The sequence below is a fragment of the Streptomyces sp. NPDC001709 genome (assembly GCF_053596375.1).
In genome coordinates, this window is the sequence record NZ_JBSFGB010000016.1 from 41,105 (window position 1) to 59,812 (window position 18,708).

An 18,708-nucleotide genomic window follows, 5' to 3' on the forward strand; every position below is an offset into this window, starting at 1 on the left:
TGGCCCGGGCATTGGTGGTTACGTTGATGCGGACGGCCGGGGTGAAGTGAACGGGGCGGGGAGGGCACGGGCGCGATGGCGGGGGCACTGCAGTACGAGGAGCATCTGCGGCGGCTGTGGGAGGCGGCGGGGGAACCCTCTGCCCAGTCGCTGAGCGACAGGGTGGGCGTTGCGGAACAGCGGCTCGACGACTGGCTCGCCGGCCGGGTCGTACCCCGGCGGGGACGCAGGGTGCGGGTGTTCCTGGAGACGCTGGAGTCCTTGGCGCGCCAGCGCAGCCGCGTGCCGCTGCCGTCGCCCCGGCCCGACGCCTGGGACCGCCTGAGGGACGAGGCACGCCGGCGCCGCCAGGGCCGCCGCCCGGTGCGCTCGTCGGCCGTCTGCGACAGCGGTGTGCAGCGCGACTGGCTGAGCGCGGCGGAGGGATCCAAGGCCTGGACACTCGTCGCTCCCGCCGCCGCGGACCAGGTCGAACCGCTCAGGGCACTGACCCTGGAGGCGGTGAGCCGGCTCGCGGAACTGCACGAGGCGGAACGGGACCTGCTCCTCCAGGACCCCTGGTACGACCCCGCTCTCGCCCGCCGCACGGCCCGCTGGACCAACCTGCGGCTGGCCGACATCAAGTCCCGCCTCGGCAAACAGACCCTGGCACCCGCAGAGGCCGCTCTGCTCGTGCTCCTGCCGTTCCTGTACGACGTGCACAGCGCGTGGACGCTCACCGTCCTGCGCCACGTGGACCCGACGAACCTGGACGACCGGACGCAGGGCGGTGCGGGCCGGCAGAGCTACAACCGTGTACTGCGCGACCACAAACGGCTCATCCGCCAGGCGCTGCGCGCGCAGACGCTCCCGGACCGCAGCGACGGGCGCCCGGAGATCGGCTGGTGGCTGTTCCACCAGTGGGTGAAGACGCAGGCGGGGCGGCTGGACGACGTGCTGGACGCCATGGGCGTGGTCGTGGACGACATGGGGGCCGTACTGGACCCCGCCCTGCTCGGCCGGCTGCTGTCCTGCGCCCACCTGGGACCACGCAAGCTCTTCGGCGGGAAACCGGACGGACCGTGGGAGACCCCGTTCCCCGTGGACTTCGACGGGTGTGACGCGCAGACGGTGCGCGAGTGTCTCGTGGGCCCCCTGTTCGCGATCGCCCACGCCATGGCGATCGAGGTGACGGACCTGCCGTCGACCGTCGTCAAGCACGTGGGGATCCCGGACCCCGTCGATCCGGGGCAGTTGCTGAGGCGGCTGGACGACGCCCAGTGGAGCCCGCTCGGGGACGCCCTGGCCCTCGACGCCGAGTGCGACCATCCCGCCGCCGTGGCCGCGCTGACCGAACACGCCCAGTACGTGGACGCGTTGCTGCGCGAGGCGCGCCGCACCCGGCCCACCGAGGAGATCGGTTCGCTGCCGGTGTACGCGCACGCCGACGGGGTGCGCGAGGTGGACGAGTGGGGCGAGCCCCGGCAGGCCGGAGAGGTGATCCGGTTCCGGCTGGACGAGGAGCGGATCCAGGAACTCCTCATGGGCGAGAACCTGTACCGCGACCGCAGCCTCGCCATCCGCGAGCTGTACCAGAACGCCCTGGACGCCTGCCGGTACCTGCGCGCCTCCCGGTTCGCGCGCGACCGACAGGACACCTACCAGGGGAAGATCACCTTCCGGCAGGGGTACGACCCCGTCGAGCAGCGGTACTTCCTCGAATGCGAGGACAACGGCATCGGGATGGACGAGACCGTGCTGGCCGAGGTGTTCTCCCGGGCCGGGGTCCGCTTCAGCGATCACTCCCGCTTCCGGGAGATGCCGTGGCAGGCGCGGGACGGCGCGGTCACGGTCCATCCGAACAGCAGGTTCGGCATCGGCGTGCTCAGCTACTTCATGCTCGCGGACGAGATCCGGGTCACCACCTGCCCCGAGCACACGGGCACGGGCCGGCCGGAGCAGCTGACGGTGCTGATCACTGGCCCCGGCCACTACTTCCGGGTGTCGCGCACCGGACAGTGGGGGCCGGTCGGCACCACGGTCCGGCTCTATCTCCGCGACGAGGACATGGCGCCCTCATGTGTCAGGGAGCTGCGCCGCCTCCTGGGCATCGCGGAGTTCCGCACAACGGCCATCCACGGCACGACGCAGGAGGCGACGTGGGCACCGGGGGCGCTGCAGCCCAGGGAAGTGGTGGGCGGCCCGGCGAACGGCTTCGTCGCCCATGGGCGCACGGTCTCCTGGCCCGAGGACGGCCGGCGCGTCGACGGCCAGGTGGTCTGGTGCGAGCACGGGGGCGGCATCCTCGCCGACGGCATCTTCATCGAGCCCCGGGTACGACGCGGGGTGCTGGCCGGACCGGAGGAGGGCGGCCGGCTACGCGGCGTCGTGGTGAACCTGACGGGCAAGACCCGGCCCAAGGACCTGTCCGTGGACCGGGCGGAGATCCTGGATCCGGATGTGGACAGGGTGGTCGAGGAGTTGATCCGGGCTGCGCTGCCCGCCTTGTTCGCTGCCGATCCGCCGTTGCTTACGGGGGAGTGGCTGGCGGAGGTGGCCCAGGACAGTCCTCGGCTCGCGGATATCGTGACCGAGGCGGCGGGTGAGGCGGGTGTCTCGCTCGATGTGAACGGGCATGCCGCGAGAGTGCGGACGGTGGGGTTCTTTGCCGACGACGTGTTCCACGTCCACTTGGCCGGCCCGGCCGCGCAGCGAGCCGAGTCGCTTCGGTTCAGAAGAATGGTGCCGGACGAAACCTCATTGCTGTGGCGGTTGCTCGCGCACCGGCCGAACGCCGAACTTGAGGCACTGACCGCCGTCGTACCGGAGTTGTCGCGGGTCCGGGCCGTGCTGCCGGCGCTGCCGTCGGACGTGTGGATGCGCACGAGGACCACCGGACGGGGGATCAGGCGGCAGTGGATCAGGCGGGCGCAGGACGACCAGCCCGTGCATCCCGGGGATGTCGTCTCGGCGGCCATGGTCTGCGGGATGTCGTACGACGAGGTCTTGGACCGCATGGAACGCCTCGGCCTGCCGACGCCGGACCGGCCCCGTGCCGAGGTGCCCGTCGACGCCACGACTGTCATGTTGCTGGACCGGTCACTTCGGGGAGTCGGCGAGTACTTCAGCGCGGACCGCTGGCTCCCTGTCGCGGACCCGGTGCCACCGGGGCACTTGGTCAAGGCGCACTTGGTGCTGAACATCGGCATCGACGAGGCGCTCGACCGGCTGAGGAAGTTGGGCTTCCGTGTGCCCGACGAGAACATGCGCACCGAGACGCCCGCGGAATGGGTGATACGCCTGCTCAGCTCCGGACTGGACGGATCGGACCCCTGGCTTGACCGGTCCGGGCCGGTCCTCGCCGGCCACCTGGTGCGGGCCGTGCGTGTACTGGACCGCTCCCTGGACGAGGTCGTCGGGCGGCTTGCCGACTACGGGTTGCGTCCCGACCTGGGGGCACTGTCCGAGGGGTCGGCGGGGGAGCTGCTGCGACTGAGCGACGCCTGGGGGTGGCCGGACCACGCGCTGCGGCAGCTCGATGTACGTTCCCCTGTGCCTCCCGCCCTTCTGGCCCAGGCGGCTGTCCGTTCGGGCGCCGCGCTTTCCGACATCGCGCACCGGCTGGGCACGCTGGGATTGACCACCGGCAGCCTGCCGGAGCGAGTCGCGGACGCAGACCTCGCTCTCCTGGACGTTTCCGACCCTTCCGGTACGTCACGCGAGGTCTCCCTGATGCGGCTGGTCGAGCGCGCCGAGGCCAGCGGGCTGCCGCCGAGGGAAGCGGCTGAGCGGATGCGCGCCTACGGACTGCTGCCGCGGTACGTCACGCTCCCCGAGCGCATGGAGCCGGAAGACGAGCAGGTGATCACCGGGATCTTCGGCCTGTTGCCGCTGGGTGCGGACGACCTGACGGTCGATACCGTGCCCATGCTGACGATTCTTCGGGCGGCGGACGACTTCCGGCTGTCACCGCAGGCCGTCATCGACTGTCTGCATCGCTATGGGGTGCGCACGTCCCATGCCATGGCGCCTGTGAAGCCGAGCAGGCATGACAAGGACCTGGTCGATTTCACGGTGGAAGGCTCTACGGGCTGGGGCGGGGCGGTGCCGCTGTTCCATCTCGTCAAGGTGCCGCACAGGCTGCTGATGGAGCGAGAGGAGGTCACGCGCCGTCTCATCGAGTTCGGGTTCGAGGTCCCCGTGCGGGAACTGGAGGGCCTGGACGAGACCGACCTGAGCCTGTGCCGGGAGGGCTTCGGCCCGAATCGCGAGGAACTGCCTCTGGCCCTGCGCAACCCTGTCGAGGACTTCCTGCAGATCACCCGCGACTCCGGCCTCCCCCTGACGGAACTCCTCCCCCGCCTGACCCGCCTGGGCGTGGACCTCCCGCGCGTGGCCCAAACCATCCGCACCGCCCTCCCCCACGTCCCCGGACTCGTCATGGAGCCCGAGGACGACTCGCCTGGGGCGGCCCCTACGACTCCGACCGGCCGCCCATCCCCGGCAAGGTGAGAAACCCCTCCGCCCGGGCGGACGCCAAGCCGATCCGTGGAATGTCGCTGGACTTGGCGAACAGCAGGAACCGCGGCTCCCACACCGGCCGGTACTTGGCGTTGGCGCGGTAGAGGGACTCGATCTGCCACCAGCGGGAGAAGAAGGTGAGGGTGGAGCGCCACAGGCGCAGGACGGGGCCGGCGCCGAGGCGGGCGCCGCGTTCGAAGACCGAGCGGAACATCGCGAAGTTCAGCGACACCCGCTGGATGCCCAGCTCCTTCGCGTGCAGGAGGAGTTCCACGACCATGTACTCCATCAGGCCGTTCTCGCAGTCCCGGTCGCGGCGCATCAGGTCCAGGGAGAGGCCGTGCTCGCCCCAGGGGACGAAGCTGAGCAGGGCGCGCGGTTCGTCGTTCGCGTCGCGGCATTCCAGCATGACGCAGCGGCTGTCCGCCGGGTCGCCGAGGCGACCGAGGGCCATGGAGAAGCCGCGTTCGGTGGCCCCGTCGCGCCAGTGGTCGGCGCGGTCGATGAGCAGGGCCATCTCGTCGGCGGGGATGTCCTCGTGGCGGCGGATGCGGACGGTGTAGCCGGCCCGCTTGACCCGGTTGTGGGCCTGGCGGACCACGCGCATGGCGCGGCCGTCGAGGGTGAAGTCGGCGATGTCGACGATCGCCTCGTCGCCCAGTTCGAGGGCGTCCAGGCCGTGGCGGGCGTAGATCGTGCCGGCCTCCTCGCTCGCGCCCATGACGGCCGGGGTCCAGGCGTGCCGCCGGGCCTCGGTGAGCCAGGCGTCGATGGCGCCGGGCCAGGCCTCGGGGTCGCCGATCGGGTCGCCGGAGGCGAGGGAGACGGCGCCGACGACACGGTAGGTGACGGCCGCCTTGCCGGTGGGGGAGAAGATGGCGGCCTTGTCGCGGCGCAGCGCGAAGTAGCCGAGGGAGTCGCGGGCGCCGTGCTTGTCGAGCAGTGCGCGCAGTTGCTCCTCGTCGTCCGGGGTGAGCAGGCGGCGGCCGCGCGGGGAGCGGAAGCAGGCGTACAGGACCAGGCAGAAGGCGGCGGCGAGCAGGATGTTGATGATGATGTCGACCCAGCGGGGCGCGTGCACGGAGTCGACCCGGTCGGCCAGCGGGCCGACGCTGATGCCGCGCAGCAGGCTGTAGGCCAGCTCGTCGTACCAGGTGGCGCCGGTCAGCTTGTTCGTGGCGTGCACGAGCAGGGTGCCGAGACCGCCGGTCAGCAGGACGCCGCCGGCGCCGACGGCCAGCGCGAGCTTCGGGTTGGCGGGGTCGCCGATGGCGTTGAACTCACGGCGGCCGATCAGCAGCGCGGCCACGAAGAGGCCGGTGAGGGCGGTGGAGACCCAGTTGAAGGCGTGGTCGCGGAACGGGTGCTGGGTGAGCGCGAGGACGTAGAGCGCGAACAGGGGCCCGGCGAGCAGCATGTTGACCAGCCACGCGGCTCGCTTGCCGCGCCGCATCACCAGCGCCAGGAAGATCGCCGCGGCGGCCGAGGCCAGGCCCGCGGTGGCCAGGTACGGGGTGAAGAACTGGCCGGCGTGGTGGACGTGCGCGTGTACGTGGCGGGCGGTGAAGAGCTTGCCGTCGTTGTGCTCCTGGACTTCTTTGCGGAACGGCAGCGACATCACCGCGATGATGTTGAAGACTGCGATCAGCCGGAGGTACCACACGGTGGCCGCGGCCGCCCGCGCACGCAGGCGGGGGCCGGGCAGCGGCAGCTGCGGTGCGCGGCGCGGGCCGCGCTGGGCGGGGACCTGCGGGGAGGTAACGGTCGACTGCTGTGCGGGCATGGTGACTGGTCACCTTGAGAGAGGGGGACGGGGCAGCCCCGGACGGTGTGATCCCGGACGAGGCATCCTGACCCTACAGTCTGTAGGGTAGTGCGACTGGCTGGTCTTCGGGAGAGGAGCGTACCGGCATCCGGTCTTCCTGAGTGCTTTCTGTGCCGCGCCTCTTACCTGGCCTTATCCGGCCTTACCCGGTCTTTCCCCGCCACGCCGGGCCGTCACCAGGTGCCAGGCCAGGTTGCCGACCGCCGCACCGGCCGCGACCGCGGCGACGATCACCCCGCCGGTCGCGAGGCCGTCGCTGAACAGGTGTGGGCGCCGGTCGAGGCTGTGCAGCCCGAAGCCGCACAGCTCGTACACGCCGACGGCGGCGATGAGGAGGCTGACGACCAGCAGGGCCAGTGTCGGCGCCAGGGTGCGCGCACAGAGCTCCCCGCCGGCCTCCGTTTCCGTGTCCTGCATGGATCCCCCGGTGAACAGACGAATGAACAGCCCTGCGGCCGCTGGCGGTTGGGAACCTACAATACGTAGGGTCGGCTGGACCGGCGCCGAGGACGCCCGCCCGGCCGGGCGGCCGGGACTGCGAGCGCGGACGCTCCATGATGGCCGAGGACGCGAACGCGGCCGTACGGGCGCGCTGGCGGCAGGCCCCGCCGGCCGACGTCGCGCTGTGTGTCGGCTGTCACTTCCGGGTGACGACGCGGTGTGCGCGGAGCTGACGGCATGGGACGCGTCGGGCTCAGTCGCCCCCTGCCCGTGTCGTGCGGCGGGCATAGGCGCGGGCCGCTCGGGCGCGGTCGCCGCAGCGGGTGGAGCACCAGTGGCGGCGGCCGTGGCGCAGCAGGTAGCGGTTGCAGGGGGTGGAGCCGCAGGCGGTGAGGCGGTCGGCGTCGGGGCCGGTGAGCAGGTCGGCGGCGTCGGCGGCGAGGGCGGCCAGGGCGTGTTCGACGATCTGGGTGGTCGGGTGGGTCGCCGCCCGGTACAGGCCGCGGTCGGCGGACCAGTGCAGCAGGGAGGCGGCGGGGGCGCGGGTGAGGGCGGTGTTGACCGCGTCCAGCGCGTCGGCGGGGGCGGGGCGGGCCTCGACCCGGGCGGCGAGCAGGGCGCGGATCTGTTCGCGCAGGGAGCGCAGCCGGGTCGCGCAGGTCTCGCGCAGATCGGCGTCGGCGGGGGCGAGGCTGTGGTGCACGAGCCAGTCCTGGGCGGCGGCGGGCGTGTCGAGCAGGTCGACGCGCTGTCCGCCGGGCAGGGCGACAGCGCTGTTGGCGAGGTCCAGGGCGGGGTACTGCTCCGCGCCCGGCGCCGGGGGGTACGGGGCGGGCCGGCCGCTCCCGCGCACGCTCTCTGTCACGAGTCTCATGGTACGTCTTGCGCGCATCCGTGAGAAGGCTCTACTGTCTCTCACGGATGAACTCCTTCTATCCGTGAGGTGAGCCCACATGACCGCAACGCCGTCCCCCATTGCCAAGGCCGAAGAGCGCGTGCCGGTCCGCGTCCTCGGCGGCCCCACCGTCCTCATCGAGTACGGCGGACTCCGCTTCCTCACCGACCCCACCTTCGACGACCCCGGCGACTACCCCTCGCCCAGCGGCCGCATCCTGACCAAGACCGCCCCGCCCCGCACGAGCGCCGCCGAACTCGGCCCGGTGGACGTCGTCCTGCTCTCGCACGACCAGCACGCCGACAACCTCGACCACTCCGGTCGGGCCCTGCTCGAGGCGGCCCCGCGCACCCTCACCACACCGGCCGCGGCGGGCCGGCTCGGCGGCACCACCGAGCCGCTCACCCCGTGGCAGTCCGTCGAGCTGGCCCGTCCCGACGGCGGCACGGTCACCGTCACCGCCGCGCCGGCCCTGCACGGCCCCGAGGGCTCCGAGCCGCTCGTCGGCGAGGTCACCGGCTTTCTGCTGACCTCCGCCGACCTGCCCAGCGTCTACGTCAGCGGCGACAACGCCTCCCTGGAACTGGTCCAGGAGATCGCCGACCGGTACGGCCCCGTCGACACCGCCGTCCTCTTCGCCGGCGCGCCCCGGATGCCCGTCCTCGACGACGCCCTCCTCGTCCTCGACGGTGAGGGCACGGCCACCGCCGCCCGCCTCCTCGCCGCCCGCCGGGTGATCCCGGCCCACTGCGACAGCTGGGCCCACTTCACCGAGACGCGGCAGGACGTGGTGACGGCGTTCGAGAAGGCGGGCCTGGCGGACCGGCTCGAGCTGGACTGAGCGGGGTTCTGTGGCGGGCGGGGCACTGCAGTTCCCCAGGGGCGCGGGGAACTGCGCGACCAGCCACGACGCACCCGCAGCCGGGCTACTGCCGCACCCCCCGAGACGGCTGCCGCCCAAGGAACACCGCACTGGCGAACGTACCGAGCAGTACCAGCGCCGCGTTCACCCCGATCGCCGTCTTCAGTCCGGCCAGGACCCCCGCCGCGCCGGCACCGGTCATCGCCGCCGTAGCGACCGCACTCATCACCGGCGTACCCATGGTGATCCCGATCTGCTGGGTCATCGTGGCCAACCCGGTGGCCAGACCCTGCTCACCGTCGGCCAGGCCGGACGTCGCGGTGACCATGAAGCCGACGATCACCAGCATGTTGCCCACGCCCCCGGCGAAGGTGGCGCCGAGCAGCAGCCAGAGTGAGGCGTGGCCGGTGCCGAGGCCGAGCAGGGCCGCCGTGAACACGGTCTGGACGAGACCGCCGGCGACGAGGGCCGGCGTGGCACCGGCGCGGCCGATGACCCGCGGGGCGATCGTGCCGCCGACGACCGTGCCGATGCCCAGCACCCCGAAGGACAGCCCGGCGGCCAGTGGGGAGAAGCCGAGCACCTCCTGGAGGTAGAGGGTCAGCAGGAACACCAGGGACGTCTCGGTGACGAAGGCGATCAGACCGGCGAGATTGCCCCAGGCCACCGTCCGCCGCCCGAGCACGCCGAGCGGCACCAGCGGCTCCGCCACCCGGCGTTCGACGGCCCGGAAGGCGAGGAGCAGCAGGACTCCGGCGGCCAGCGGCAGCAGGGCCGCGGGCGAGTCCCAGCCGTGTTCGCCGGCCTGGGTGAGACCGAGGACGACGGCCAGCAGGCCGAGCGTGACGGTGACCGCGCCCGGCACGTCCAGCTTCGGCCGCTCCTCGGGCCGGGACTCGGCGACGACGGCGGGCGCGACGAACAGGACGGCCAGGGCGACCGGCACGTTGATGAAGAACGACCACCGCCAGGACAGCAGGTCCGTCAGCAGGCCGCCGAGGATCGCGCCGGTGGTGAACCCGGCCGACATCAGTGCCCCGTTGAGACCGAGCGCCTTCTCCCTGAGCGGCCCCTCGGGGAAGGAGGTCGTCAGCAGGGACAGGCCCGCGGGGGTCACGGCGGCGGTGGCCAGGCCCTGGAACACGCGGGCGGCGATCAGCAGCTCCGGGCTCTGCGCCAGCCCGCCCGCCAGCGAGGCCGCGCCGAGGACCACCAGCCCGCCGAGGAACAGCCGACGGCGGCCGAACAGGTCGGCGACCCGCCCGAACAGCAGGGTGAACCCGGCCGCGCACAGCGCGAACGCGGTGCCGATCCACTGCAGGTGGGCCAGTGAGAAGCCCAGGCCGGCGCCGATCACCGGCAGCGCCACGTTCAGGATCGAGAAGTCCACGGCCAGCATGAACTGGGCCGCGAGCAGTACCAGCAGCACCAGGCGGAGGCGGGGCGTGAGGGTGGTGCCGGCTTGCCGCTCGGCGAGGATGGACATGACGGTGGTTCCTTTCTCCGGCAGGGGGTTGTGGAGAAAGAGGCTCGTCCGGTCCGGGCGGCCCAGCCAGAACCGTCCGCTGACGGGCCGCCGTGAGGGTGGTCATCGCATGACCACCCTCACGGCTCCCGGTCGTACGGCCCGGCGGGCATGATGGACGACGGCCGCCCCGCGACCAGGGACACCCGACATCCAGGAGGCACCGATGGACGCCCCGTCCGAACTGGGAGACTTCCTCAAGTCCCGGCGGGCCGCGCTGCGGCCCGAGGACGTCGGGCTCGCGGCCCCGCCGACCCGCCGCCGGGTCGCCGGCCTGCGCCGCGAGGAGCTGGCCCTGCTCGCCGGCGTGAGCATCACCCACTACACCCGCCTCGAACAGGGCCGCGCGGCCGGTGTCTCGGACTCCGTGCTGGAGGCGATCGCCCGCACCCTGCGGCTCACCGAGGACGAGACCGCCCACCTCAAGGACCTGGCCCGCCCCGTCGGCGCCCGCCGCACCGCCGTACCCCGCGCGGAACGGGCGACCGCGTCGGCCCGCCAGCTGCTCGCGGCCATGGCCGACGTACCCGCGCTCATCCTGGACCGGCGCGGCGACGTCCTCGCCTGGAACCCGCTCGGCCACGCGCTGCTCGCCGCCCACCTGCCCCGGCAGGCCCCGGACACGCCCGGACAGCGCCCCAACCTGATCCGGATGCTGTTCCTGGACGAGCGGTACCAGGACCTGTACGCCGACCGGAAGGAGGAGGCCCTGCTCGCGGTCGCCTCCCTGCGGCTGGTCGCCGGCCGCCACCCCGACGACCGCGCCCTGGCCGAACTGATCGGCCAACTCTCCATCCACAGCGGCGAGTTCAGCGCCCTCTGGGCCCGGCACCCGGTCCGCACCTGCACCTCGGGGGCCAAGTCCCTGCACCACCCGGCGGTCGGCGCCCTGGAGCTGAGCTTCGAGAACCTCGACCTGCCCGGAACCTCGGGCCAGCGCCTGATCGCCTACACGGCCGAGCCCGGCTCCCCGTCCGACGCCGCCCTGCGCCTGCTGGCGGCCAGTACGGCGGACCTCAGGACCGTGTCGAGGGCTCTCTGACCCCGAGGACGTCGAGCATCGCCCGGGTGGCCGGGCTCGGGTTGAACCGGCTCCACGCCAGGTACTCCAGCCGGCGCGGCCCGTCGACCACCGGGACCAGGGCCAGGCCGGGATCGCCGGCGGCGAGCGGCCGGATGAACGCCGACGGCAGCAGCGCGACACCGAGACCCCGCGCGATCAGCCGGGTGATCAGCTCCACGACACCCGCCTCGTACGCGACGTCGCGGGCCAGACCCGCGGCGGCGAACGCCCGGTCGGACTGGGCGCGGGCGGGCGTCCCGGCCACGAAGTCCACGAACGTCTCCCCGGCGATCTCCGCCAGCGTGACCCGCGAGGCGCCTGCCAGCCGGTGCCCGGCCGGTACCACCAGTACGTGTTCGTCGTGATCGAGCACGACGGTCTCCAGACCGGCCGGCCGCTCACCCTCCGGCAGGCCGAGGAAGGCGATGTCCAGCTCCCCGGCGCGGATCGCCGCCGCCAGCTCGTCACTGCGCCCGGACCGCAGCACGACCCGGACGTCCGGGTGCTGCGCCCGGTACCGCTGCAGCAGTTCGGGTACGTCCACGGCGGCCGTGGTCACGATCACGCCGACGGCGAGCCGCCCGCGCACCACGCCGGTCGCGGCGGCGGCGTCGGCCACCGCACGGTCGGCGGCGGCCAGGCACTCGCGCGCCCCGGCGAGGAACGCCGCACCGGCGCCGGTCAGTTCGACCCGGCGGCTCGACCTGGCGAACAGCCGGACCCCCAACTCCCGCTCCAGCGCGGCGATCCGGTGGCTCAGCGCGGACTGCACCACCTGACAGCGCTCCGCGGCACGGGTGAAGTTGAGGGTGTCGGCGACGGCGACGACGTAGCGCAGCTGCTGAAGGTCCATCGATCCATCGTGATCCGTCATCGCTGTGATGACAACCATGCTTTGGAATCATGCATGCGCCCGGCCGAGACTTCCCTCATGCATCGGTACAAGGCGCAGGCGACCACCGTCCTGCTGACTGCCCTCGCCCCCGCGTCCTGGGGCACCACCTACGTGGTCACCACGCGGCTGCTCCCGCCCGGGCACCCGATGTTCGCGGGCCTGATGCGTGCCCTGCCCGCCGGGCTGCTCGCGCTGGCGATCACCCGGGTGCTGCCGCGCGGGGAGTGGTGGTGGAAGACCGTGGTCCTCGGCGTCCTCAACATCGGCGCCATGCCCCTGCTGTTCGTGGCCGCCGAACGGCTCCCCGGCGGTGTCGCCGGCACCCTCGGCGCCACCCAGCCGCTGCTCGTCGCCGTGCTCGGCCTGGCCCTGCTCCACGACCGGCCCACGGCCTGGCGGCTGGCCTGGGGCACGCTCGGCGTACTCGGCGTCGGCCTCGTCGTCCTCGGACCGCGGGCCCGGCTGGACGCCGTCGGCGTGCTGGCAGGCCTCGGTCACACGGTCACCATGGCCGCCGGGGTCGTCCTCACCAAGCGCTGGGGCCGCCCGGCGGGCGTGGGCCCGCTGACCCTGGCGGGCTGGCAACTGACCGTCGGCGGGCTGCTGTTGCTCCCGCTCACCCTGGCGGCCGAGGGGGTGCCGCAGCGGATCGACGCGGGCGCCGCCGGCGGCTATCTGTGGCTCGGCAGCATGGGCGGGCTGATCGCCTACACGCTGTGGTTCCGCGGGATCGGCAGGCTGCCGGTCGCCGCGACCGCACCGCTGGTGCTGCTGTCCCCGCTGGTCGCGACCGTCATCGGCACCGCCCAGGGCGAGTCGCTGAGCCTGCCGCAGACCCTGGGCTTCGCCCTGGCGCTGACCGCGCTGGTGGCGGCGCAACTCGGTCCCACGGGACCCCTAACGAAGGAAGCGAATCTCGATGAGGACAGGATCGATGACGATCGCCGTGCTCGGGGCCACCGGGATGGTCGGCGCCCGGGTGGCCGGCGAGGCGAGAGTGCGCGGACACCGCGTGCTGGCGCTGTCCCGGAAGCCACCGGCGAGCGACGACCCTGAGGTGACGCCGGTCGCTGTGGACGTGACCGACCCGCACGCCGTACCGGAGGCGCTGACCGGCTCCGACGCCGTCGTCCTGACCGTGCGGACCGTCCCGGCCGACCATGAGTTCCTGGTCACCGCCACCCGCACCGTGCTGGACGCCGCCGCCCGGCTCGGGATCCGCGTCCTCGTGATCGGCGGCGCCGGCGCCCTGCGCAGCCCCGGCGACCCGGACCTGCCGGTCGCCTACAACCCCGTCTACGTACCGGCCGAACACCGGGCCGTGGCGACCGCCGGCGTCGCCCAGCTCCGTGCCTGCCGGGCCCACGCCGCTGCCGACTGGGTCTACCTGAGCCCACCGGCCGTACTGGAACCCGGCGCACGGACCGGCCGCTACCGGCGCGGCACCGACACTTTGCTGACGGATGCCGACGGCCGGTCATGGATCAGCGCCGAGGACCTGGCAGCCGCGGCGCTGGACGAGCTGGAGCGTCCCGGCCCTGACCCTCACATCACGGTCGTACACCAGCGCCCCGAAGGGGCGCGGGGAACGGCGTGACCAGCCACGACGGAGCCGCGGACGAAAGCCGGCCGCGGCACCCCCTGCCGAGCCCGCGGAGCGACTAGTCCAGGTCGACGGGACCGTCGTCCGACTTCCCGTCCTTGCTGCCCGGGTGCAGCTGGAGCAGCCCCCTGTCGCCGTCCTTGGTGTCCTTGTCCTGGCCGCCCAGGTTCTGCCGGACCGAGTCGAGGATCGTCAGGCCCTGGGAGACCAGGCCGGCGGCGATCTCGCCGAGGCCGTCCGCGCCGTTCAGGACGTTGACGTTGGCGCCGGACAGGCCGCCCGCGGCCTCCTTCACGATCTGCGGGAGCTGGTCGATCAGCATCCGGTCGAGCGCGACCCGGTCGTAGGAGGCCGCGGCCTCCGCCTGGATCTTCATCCGCTGGGCCTCGGCGGCGGCGAGGATCCGCACCCGCTCGGCCTCGGCCTCGGCGGGCTTCACGACCTCGGCCACCAGCTGCTTCTGACGCAGTTCGGCCTGGCGCTGGGCCAGCTCCGTCTGGGCGGCCAGCACCTCCTTCTGGGCGTGGGCCTGCGCCAGCGGACCGGCCTGCGCGGCCTGCGCCTGGGCGCGGTCCACCTCGGCGGAGTACTCGGCCTTGACGATGGCGGTCTGCCGGGCGTACTCGGCCTGCTTACGGGCCGCCTCCTGCTCCTTCTCGACCGCGGCCTGGGTGGCCTGTGCCTGGGCGATCTGGGCCTGGCGCTGGATGGCCGCCTTGTGCGGGGCGGACATCGCGGCGATGTAGCCGGTGTCGCCGTCGTCGATCGACTGGATCTGGAGCGAGTCGACGATCAGGCCGATCTTGGCCATCTCCACCTTCGAGGTGTCGAGGACCTCGGCGGCGAGCTTCTGCCGCTCGGTGACGATCTCCTCGACCGTCATCGAGCCGATGATGGCCCGCAGGTGGCCGGCGAAGATCCGGCCGGTGAGCACCGACATCTGCTCCTGGTCGGAGAGGAAGCGCTGACCGGCGTTGATGATGCTCTCGTGGTCGTTGCCGACCTTGAACGCGATGACCGCGCGGACGTGCAGCGAGATGCCCTGCTTGGTCACGCAGGTCTCGGTGACCTCGGCCTCACACATCGACAGGGTGAGGAAGCGGACCTTGCGAAAGACCGGAAGCACGAACTTCCCGTGGCCCGTGACCACGCGGAACGGAGCGCCCCCCAGTCCCCGCCTGCCGCCCGAGATCAGCATCGCCTCGTCGGGAGCGGGAACGCGGTATCCGAACATGCCTGTACTCCTCAGCTTGCGCCGGCGGCGTCTGCGCCGAGCGCGTCCAATGGATCCACCCACTCGATGACGCCGACCTCGCGGCATCCCCGTGATTCGATCACGAGGACCGTAGCGCCCGCGGGCAGGGGCTCCTCGGACCACGCCAGAAACGTTTCTGAACCGCCCCTGACCCGTACCAGGACCTCACCGGGGCCCGCGGCTCCACGCGTCCCGATGAGCACCTTGCCCATACAGCCGACCACGGCCTCGTCCTGCGGCATCACCGGCCGTCCTCCTCGTCCTGATCCCGGCCGACCCCGGAATTCAGACGATAGACCCAGGGGGGCCGGGACCCAACGGGTGGCGGTCTGCCGGGCGCTGGCCCCCACGGCGTGCGTGGCGGCGGGTTCCCCGGCCGACCGTGATCAGTCACTCATATGGGTTATCGTGCCTTCCTCGCCGACGTTCCCAATTCGCGAACGGGAAGTACAGAAGGAGACGCGGTGTCCGATCTTGGGCGGCTCGTCGCCGGCCGGTACCTGCTGGTGGAGCGGGTGGGCAGCGGCGGCATGGGCACCGTGTGGCGTGCCGAGGACAAGCTGCTCGGCCGCCACGTGGCCGTGAAGAAACTGCGCATCCCGCCGCACCTGCACGACGACGAGGTCCAAAGGCTCCACGAGCGCACCCGGCGCGAGGCCCGCAGCGCCGCCCGCATCACCCACCCCAACGTGATCGTGGTGCACGACGTCGTCGATGACGAGGGTCTGCCGTGCATCGTCATGGAGTACATACCCGCGCTCACGCTGGGTGACGTCCTGAAGCGCCAGGGTGCGCTGCCGCCCGAGGAAGCCGCCCGGATCGGCCGTGCCATGGCCGCCGCCCTGCGCGCCGCCCACGACGCCGGGGTCCTGCACCGGGACGTCAAACCCGCCAACGTGCTGCTGGGCAAGGATCGGCGGATCGTCCTCACCGACTTCGGGATCGCCATGGAGTCGGGTACGTCGTCACTGACCAAGTCCGGCGAGCTGATCGGCTCCATCCGTTACCTGGCGCCCGAACGCCTCAGAAGCGGGGACAAGGGGCCCGGTCCCGCCAGTGACCTGTGGTCCCTGGGGGCAACGCTGTACCAGGCCGTCGAGGGACGGCACCCGTTCCAGCGCGACACCCCCATCGAGATCGCGTACGCCATCGCAACCGAACCGTACGAGCCGCTGCGCAGCGCCGGGGACCTGGCGCCGGTGATCGAGGGCCTGCTCGTCAAGGAGCCGGACGAGCGCATGGACGTACACGAGGCGGAACGCCGCCTGGGCGAGGTGACCGGCGCCCGCACCGCTCCCGTCGATCCCCCCACGCGGCCGAACCGTTCCGGCGACCTCGTGCCTCCTGCGCGGAAGGGCAACGGCGACCGCCGCCGTGCGGTGGTGCGGTCGGTCGTGGCGGTGGCACTCGCCGCCTGTGTGGCGGGCGGCGCGCTGTGGTGGTTCAAGGGCGGTGCCGACCGGCCGGGCAGCCACACCCCCCGGGCCGGTGCCTCCACCCCCGCTCCGAGCACCAGCCCCACCCTGCCGCCGCTGCCCGCCGGATACCACCTCGAGAAGGCGGACAGCGGCTACGGCTTCGCCGTGCCCGTGCCGGACGGCTGGAAGAGCAAGGCGATGCCGGGCGGCGAGGTCGCCTACTACGACGGCCTGGTGAGCCTCAGGGTCAACGTCGTACGGTTCGCCGGCAGCGATCCGCTCAAGCACTGGCGTGACGACGAGGAGGCCCAGACCCGTCGCCTCAACCCCGGCTATGAGCGGGCGCGGATGGCCGCGACGACCTTCCGGGGGCGGCCCGCCGGGTACTGGGAGTTCACCTTCGACGGAAGGGCACGGAAGTACCGTGCGGCGGAACTGGCCTTCTCCAGCACCGATGGCACCCAGTACACGGTCTACCTCTCCGCGCCGGACGCGCAGTGGCACAAGTACCGCCCGATCTTCGACACCGCCGCGAGCGGCATCCGCCTGAGCGGCGACGCCTGACACGCCGTTGCCGCGCGCAGACCGTCAGCCGGTGTCGGCGGTACGGGCGTTCCAGCGCTCCTCGACCTTGGCCAGGCGCCAGTAGGCGATGGCCACGGCCCAGACGACCACGAACAGACCGACGATGACGTAGCCGACGTTGTCCAGGTCCAGGCCCGAGATCCAGCCGGTGACGTCATCGTCGAGGCCGAGCTTGTCGTGCAGGACGCCGACCAGCTCGATCGTGCCGACGAAGAAGGCGACGGCGATGGACAGGCCGGTGATCGTGAGGTTGTAGAACACCTTGCGGACGGGGTTCGAGAAGGCCCACTGGTAGGCGAAGTTCATGAACGTGCCGTCGAGGGTGTCGAAGAGGCTCATGCCCGCGGCGAAGAGGAGGGGCAGGCACAGGACCGCGTACCAGGGCAGGCCGGCTGCTGCGCCGTTGCCGGCCAGGGCGAGGAGCAGGACCTCGGTCGAGGTGTCGAAGCCGATGCCGAAGACGAAGCCGAGCGGGAACATCTGGCCGGGGCGGCGGATGGACTTGGTGAGGCGGCCCAGGATCCGGTTCATGAAGCCGCGCGAGTCCAGGTGTGCCTCCAGCTCGGCCTCGTCGTAGCGTCCGGCCCGCATGGCCCTGAAGACACGCATGATGCCGAACAGCGCCACCAGGTTGAGTGCGGCGATGAGGTACAGGAAGCCGCCGGAGACCGTGGTGCCCACCGTGCCGAGGACCTGGTGGGTGCGCGAGTCGTCGTTCATCAGGGTGCCGGCGAGCTTGGCGCCCCCGGCGACCAGCGCGGCCATGACGACCACCACGCCGGAGTGGCCGAGCGCGAACCAGAAGCCCACCGACACCGGTCGCTTGCCGTCGGCCATCAGCTTGCGGGTGGTGTTGTCGATCGCGGCGATGTGGTCGGCGTCGAAGGCGTGCCGCATGCCCAGGGTGTAGGCGGTGATGCCCAGGCCGACGCCGAACGCCTTGGAGCCGACCTCGTAGTGACCCGGCACCACGAGCAGGAAGAGGATCCCGAAGGCCACCACGTGCAGGGCGACGATCACGGCCAGGAGACCGGCGGTGCGGACGGTGTCCTCGCGGCGCCAGCGGAAGGACGGGGCGGCGGTGGTTTCGGGCGCGCCTGGGGGCACGGTCATACGGTTACGCTCCAGCACCTCGTGGACAGCTCGTATGCCGTGGCCGGTCTCCTGGCTGACGGGTCGACGCGCCCGCCCCTGCCTTCCCGGCCGCGAGGCCAGTGGCAATGCATGGGGCGGGAACTTCCCGATCACAGTGGCGAGGGCCGCTCCGGACTGGGCCCCTGAGGGGCCGTCACCGGTCTTCCCGAACACCACGGCCCGCTCACCCTAGAAGGCCGCGGGTCGCGACTGCAAGGCTGCACAGGTGCGCAGGTATGGGCCCGGAGAGCCGAACACCGGCGGCTGCGATGATGAGCCCATGCATCTCGTCCCCGCGGAACGCGCCGGCCGGCGCACCATCGACGGTCACCGGGTCTGCGATGCCATCGCCGCCGTCGGCGAGCCGGAGCGCGTACGCACCTGGGCCGAACGCTTCTCCCTGCTCGCCGATCCCGGGCGCCTGTCGCTGCTGCTCGCCCTGCACGAGGCCGGCCCCATCGCCGTCTCCGACCTCGCCGTCGCCACCGGGATGCGGGACACCGCCGTCTCCCAGGCCCTGCGCCTCCTGCGCACCGCGGGCGTCGTCGAGGGCGACAAGGACGGCAGGATCGTGCGCTACCGGCTCGTCGACGGCCCGGTCCGCGAGTTGCTCGACCACTGCGCGCCCCGCGCCACGAGCGCCGACGGCACGCCGCCCCACTAGAACAGCGGACGTACGGGCGGGTGTCGCCGTCCCGTACGTGACG

15 protein-coding genes and 1 riboswitch are annotated in these 18,708 nt (G+C 72.3%); of the genes, 7 read left to right on the plus strand and 8 right to left on the minus strand.

All coding sequences use genetic code 11. From position 1 onward, the window contains the following. Window positions 1-75 precede the first annotated feature (75 nt). A complete protein-coding gene (locus ACWC0C_RS23400; RefSeq protein WP_450865619.1) occupies window positions 76-4,491 on the plus strand; it encodes a wHTH domain-containing protein in 4,416 nt (1,471 codons plus the stop codon). Here ACWC0C_RS23400 and ACWC0C_RS23405 read toward each other — a convergent pair. The 3 genes from ACWC0C_RS23405 to ACWC0C_RS23415 all read right to left on the minus strand — a co-directional run bounded on the left by ACWC0C_RS23405 (window position 4,454) and on the right by ACWC0C_RS23415 (window position 7,631). Continuing rightward, complete coding sequence (locus ACWC0C_RS23405; protein WP_449201333.1) at window positions 4,454-6,283, minus strand: phosphatidylglycerol lysyltransferase domain-containing protein; 1,830 nt, start codon at window positions 6,281-6,283, stop codon at window positions 4,454-4,456. The genes ACWC0C_RS23400 and ACWC0C_RS23405 overlap by 38 nt on opposite strands. Before the next feature lie 174 nt (window positions 6,284-6,457). Next, window positions 6,458-6,742, minus strand: a complete 285-nt coding sequence (locus tag ACWC0C_RS23410) for a hypothetical protein (RefSeq protein WP_449201334.1) — start codon at window positions 6,740-6,742, stop codon at window positions 6,458-6,460. Between the two features lie 277 nt (window positions 6,743-7,019). Beyond that, window positions 7,020-7,631 carry a CGNR zinc finger domain-containing protein gene (locus tag ACWC0C_RS23415; RefSeq protein ID WP_450865622.1) on the minus strand — a complete coding sequence of 204 codons (612 nt, stop codon included), beginning with the start codon at window positions 7,629-7,631 and terminating at the stop codon, window positions 7,020-7,022. A gap of 88 nt (window positions 7,632-7,719) precedes the next feature. On the opposite strand from ACWC0C_RS23415, the gene ACWC0C_RS23420 reads away from it, so the two are divergent. Next, window positions 7,720-8,502 carry an MBL fold metallo-hydrolase gene (locus tag ACWC0C_RS23420; protein WP_450865623.1) on the plus strand — a complete coding sequence of 261 codons (783 nt, stop codon included), beginning with the start codon at window positions 7,720-7,722 and terminating at the stop codon, window positions 8,500-8,502. 85 nt (window positions 8,503-8,587) lie between these two features. Here the strand turns inward: ACWC0C_RS23420 and ACWC0C_RS23425 are convergent, their stop codons facing one another. Continuing rightward, the gene (locus tag ACWC0C_RS23425; protein ID WP_450865625.1) at window positions 8,588-10,009 is read right to left on the minus strand and encodes an MFS transporter; all 1,422 of its coding nucleotides are present in this window, start codon (window positions 10,007-10,009) and stop codon (window positions 8,588-8,590) included. 205 nt (window positions 10,010-10,214) lie between these two features. Here ACWC0C_RS23425 and ACWC0C_RS23430 point away from each other — a divergent pair, with 205 nt between their 5' ends. Next, a complete protein-coding gene (locus ACWC0C_RS23430) occupies window positions 10,215-11,090 on the plus strand; it encodes a helix-turn-helix transcriptional regulator (protein WP_450865626.1) in 876 nt (291 codons plus the stop codon). Here the strand turns inward: ACWC0C_RS23430 and ACWC0C_RS23435 are convergent. Continuing rightward, window positions 11,065-11,964, minus strand: a complete 900-nt coding sequence (locus ACWC0C_RS23435) for a LysR family transcriptional regulator (RefSeq protein ID WP_450865628.1) — start codon at window positions 11,962-11,964, stop codon at window positions 11,065-11,067. The two genes, ACWC0C_RS23430 and ACWC0C_RS23435, sit on opposite strands and share 26 nt — an antisense overlap. 78 nt (window positions 11,965-12,042) lie before the next feature. Between ACWC0C_RS23435 and ACWC0C_RS23440 the strand changes: the two genes are divergently transcribed. Together ACWC0C_RS23440 and ACWC0C_RS23445 are read left to right on the plus strand one after the other, a co-directional pair. Beyond that, a complete protein-coding gene (locus ACWC0C_RS23440; protein WP_450865630.1) occupies window positions 12,043-13,062 on the plus strand; it encodes an EamA family transporter in 1,020 nt (339 codons plus the stop codon). Next, complete coding sequence (locus ACWC0C_RS23445) at window positions 12,971-13,603, plus strand: NAD(P)-dependent oxidoreductase (RefSeq protein ID WP_450865808.1); 633 nt, start codon at window positions 12,971-12,973, stop codon at window positions 13,601-13,603. The genes ACWC0C_RS23440 and ACWC0C_RS23445 overlap by 92 nt, the downstream gene beginning before the upstream one ends. Before the next feature lie 64 nt (window positions 13,604-13,667). Here the strand turns inward: ACWC0C_RS23445 and ACWC0C_RS23450 are convergent, their stop codons facing one another. Both ACWC0C_RS23450 and ACWC0C_RS23455 read right to left on the minus strand, forming a co-directional pair. Next, window positions 13,668-14,843 carry an SPFH domain-containing protein gene (locus tag ACWC0C_RS23450; RefSeq protein WP_449201341.1) on the minus strand — a complete coding sequence of 392 codons (1,176 nt, stop codon included), beginning with the start codon at window positions 14,841-14,843 and terminating at the stop codon, window positions 13,668-13,670. Between the two features lie 11 nt (window positions 14,844-14,854). Next, window positions 14,855-15,106 carry a hypothetical protein gene (locus ACWC0C_RS23455; RefSeq protein ID WP_449201342.1) on the minus strand — a complete coding sequence of 84 codons (252 nt, stop codon included), beginning with the start codon at window positions 15,104-15,106 and terminating at the stop codon, window positions 14,855-14,857. A gap of 222 nt (window positions 15,107-15,328) precedes the next feature. Here ACWC0C_RS23455 and ACWC0C_RS23460 point away from each other — a divergent pair, with 222 nt between their 5' ends. Then, the gene (locus ACWC0C_RS23460; RefSeq protein ID WP_450865632.1) at window positions 15,329-16,846 is read left to right on the plus strand and encodes a serine/threonine-protein kinase; all 1,518 of its coding nucleotides are present in this window, start codon (window positions 15,329-15,331) and stop codon (window positions 16,844-16,846) included. Window positions 16,847-16,870: 24 nt separating this feature from the next. Here ACWC0C_RS23460 and ACWC0C_RS23465 read toward each other — a convergent pair whose 3' ends face one another. Continuing rightward, window positions 16,871-17,980 carry a HoxN/HupN/NixA family nickel/cobalt transporter gene (locus ACWC0C_RS23465; RefSeq protein WP_450865634.1) on the minus strand — a complete coding sequence of 370 codons (1,110 nt, stop codon included), beginning with the start codon at window positions 17,978-17,980 and terminating at the stop codon, window positions 16,871-16,873. 24 nt (window positions 17,981-18,004) lie between these two features. After that, a riboswitch (cobalamin riboswitch) is annotated at window positions 18,005-18,194 on the minus strand. A gap of 87 nt (window positions 18,195-18,281) precedes the next feature. Between ACWC0C_RS23465 and ACWC0C_RS23470 the strand changes: the two genes are divergently transcribed. Continuing rightward, window positions 18,282-18,665, plus strand: a complete 384-nt coding sequence (locus tag ACWC0C_RS23470) for an ArsR/SmtB family transcription factor (RefSeq protein WP_450865636.1) — start codon at window positions 18,282-18,284, stop codon at window positions 18,663-18,665. The last annotated feature ends 43 nt before the right edge of the window (window positions 18,666-18,708 follow it).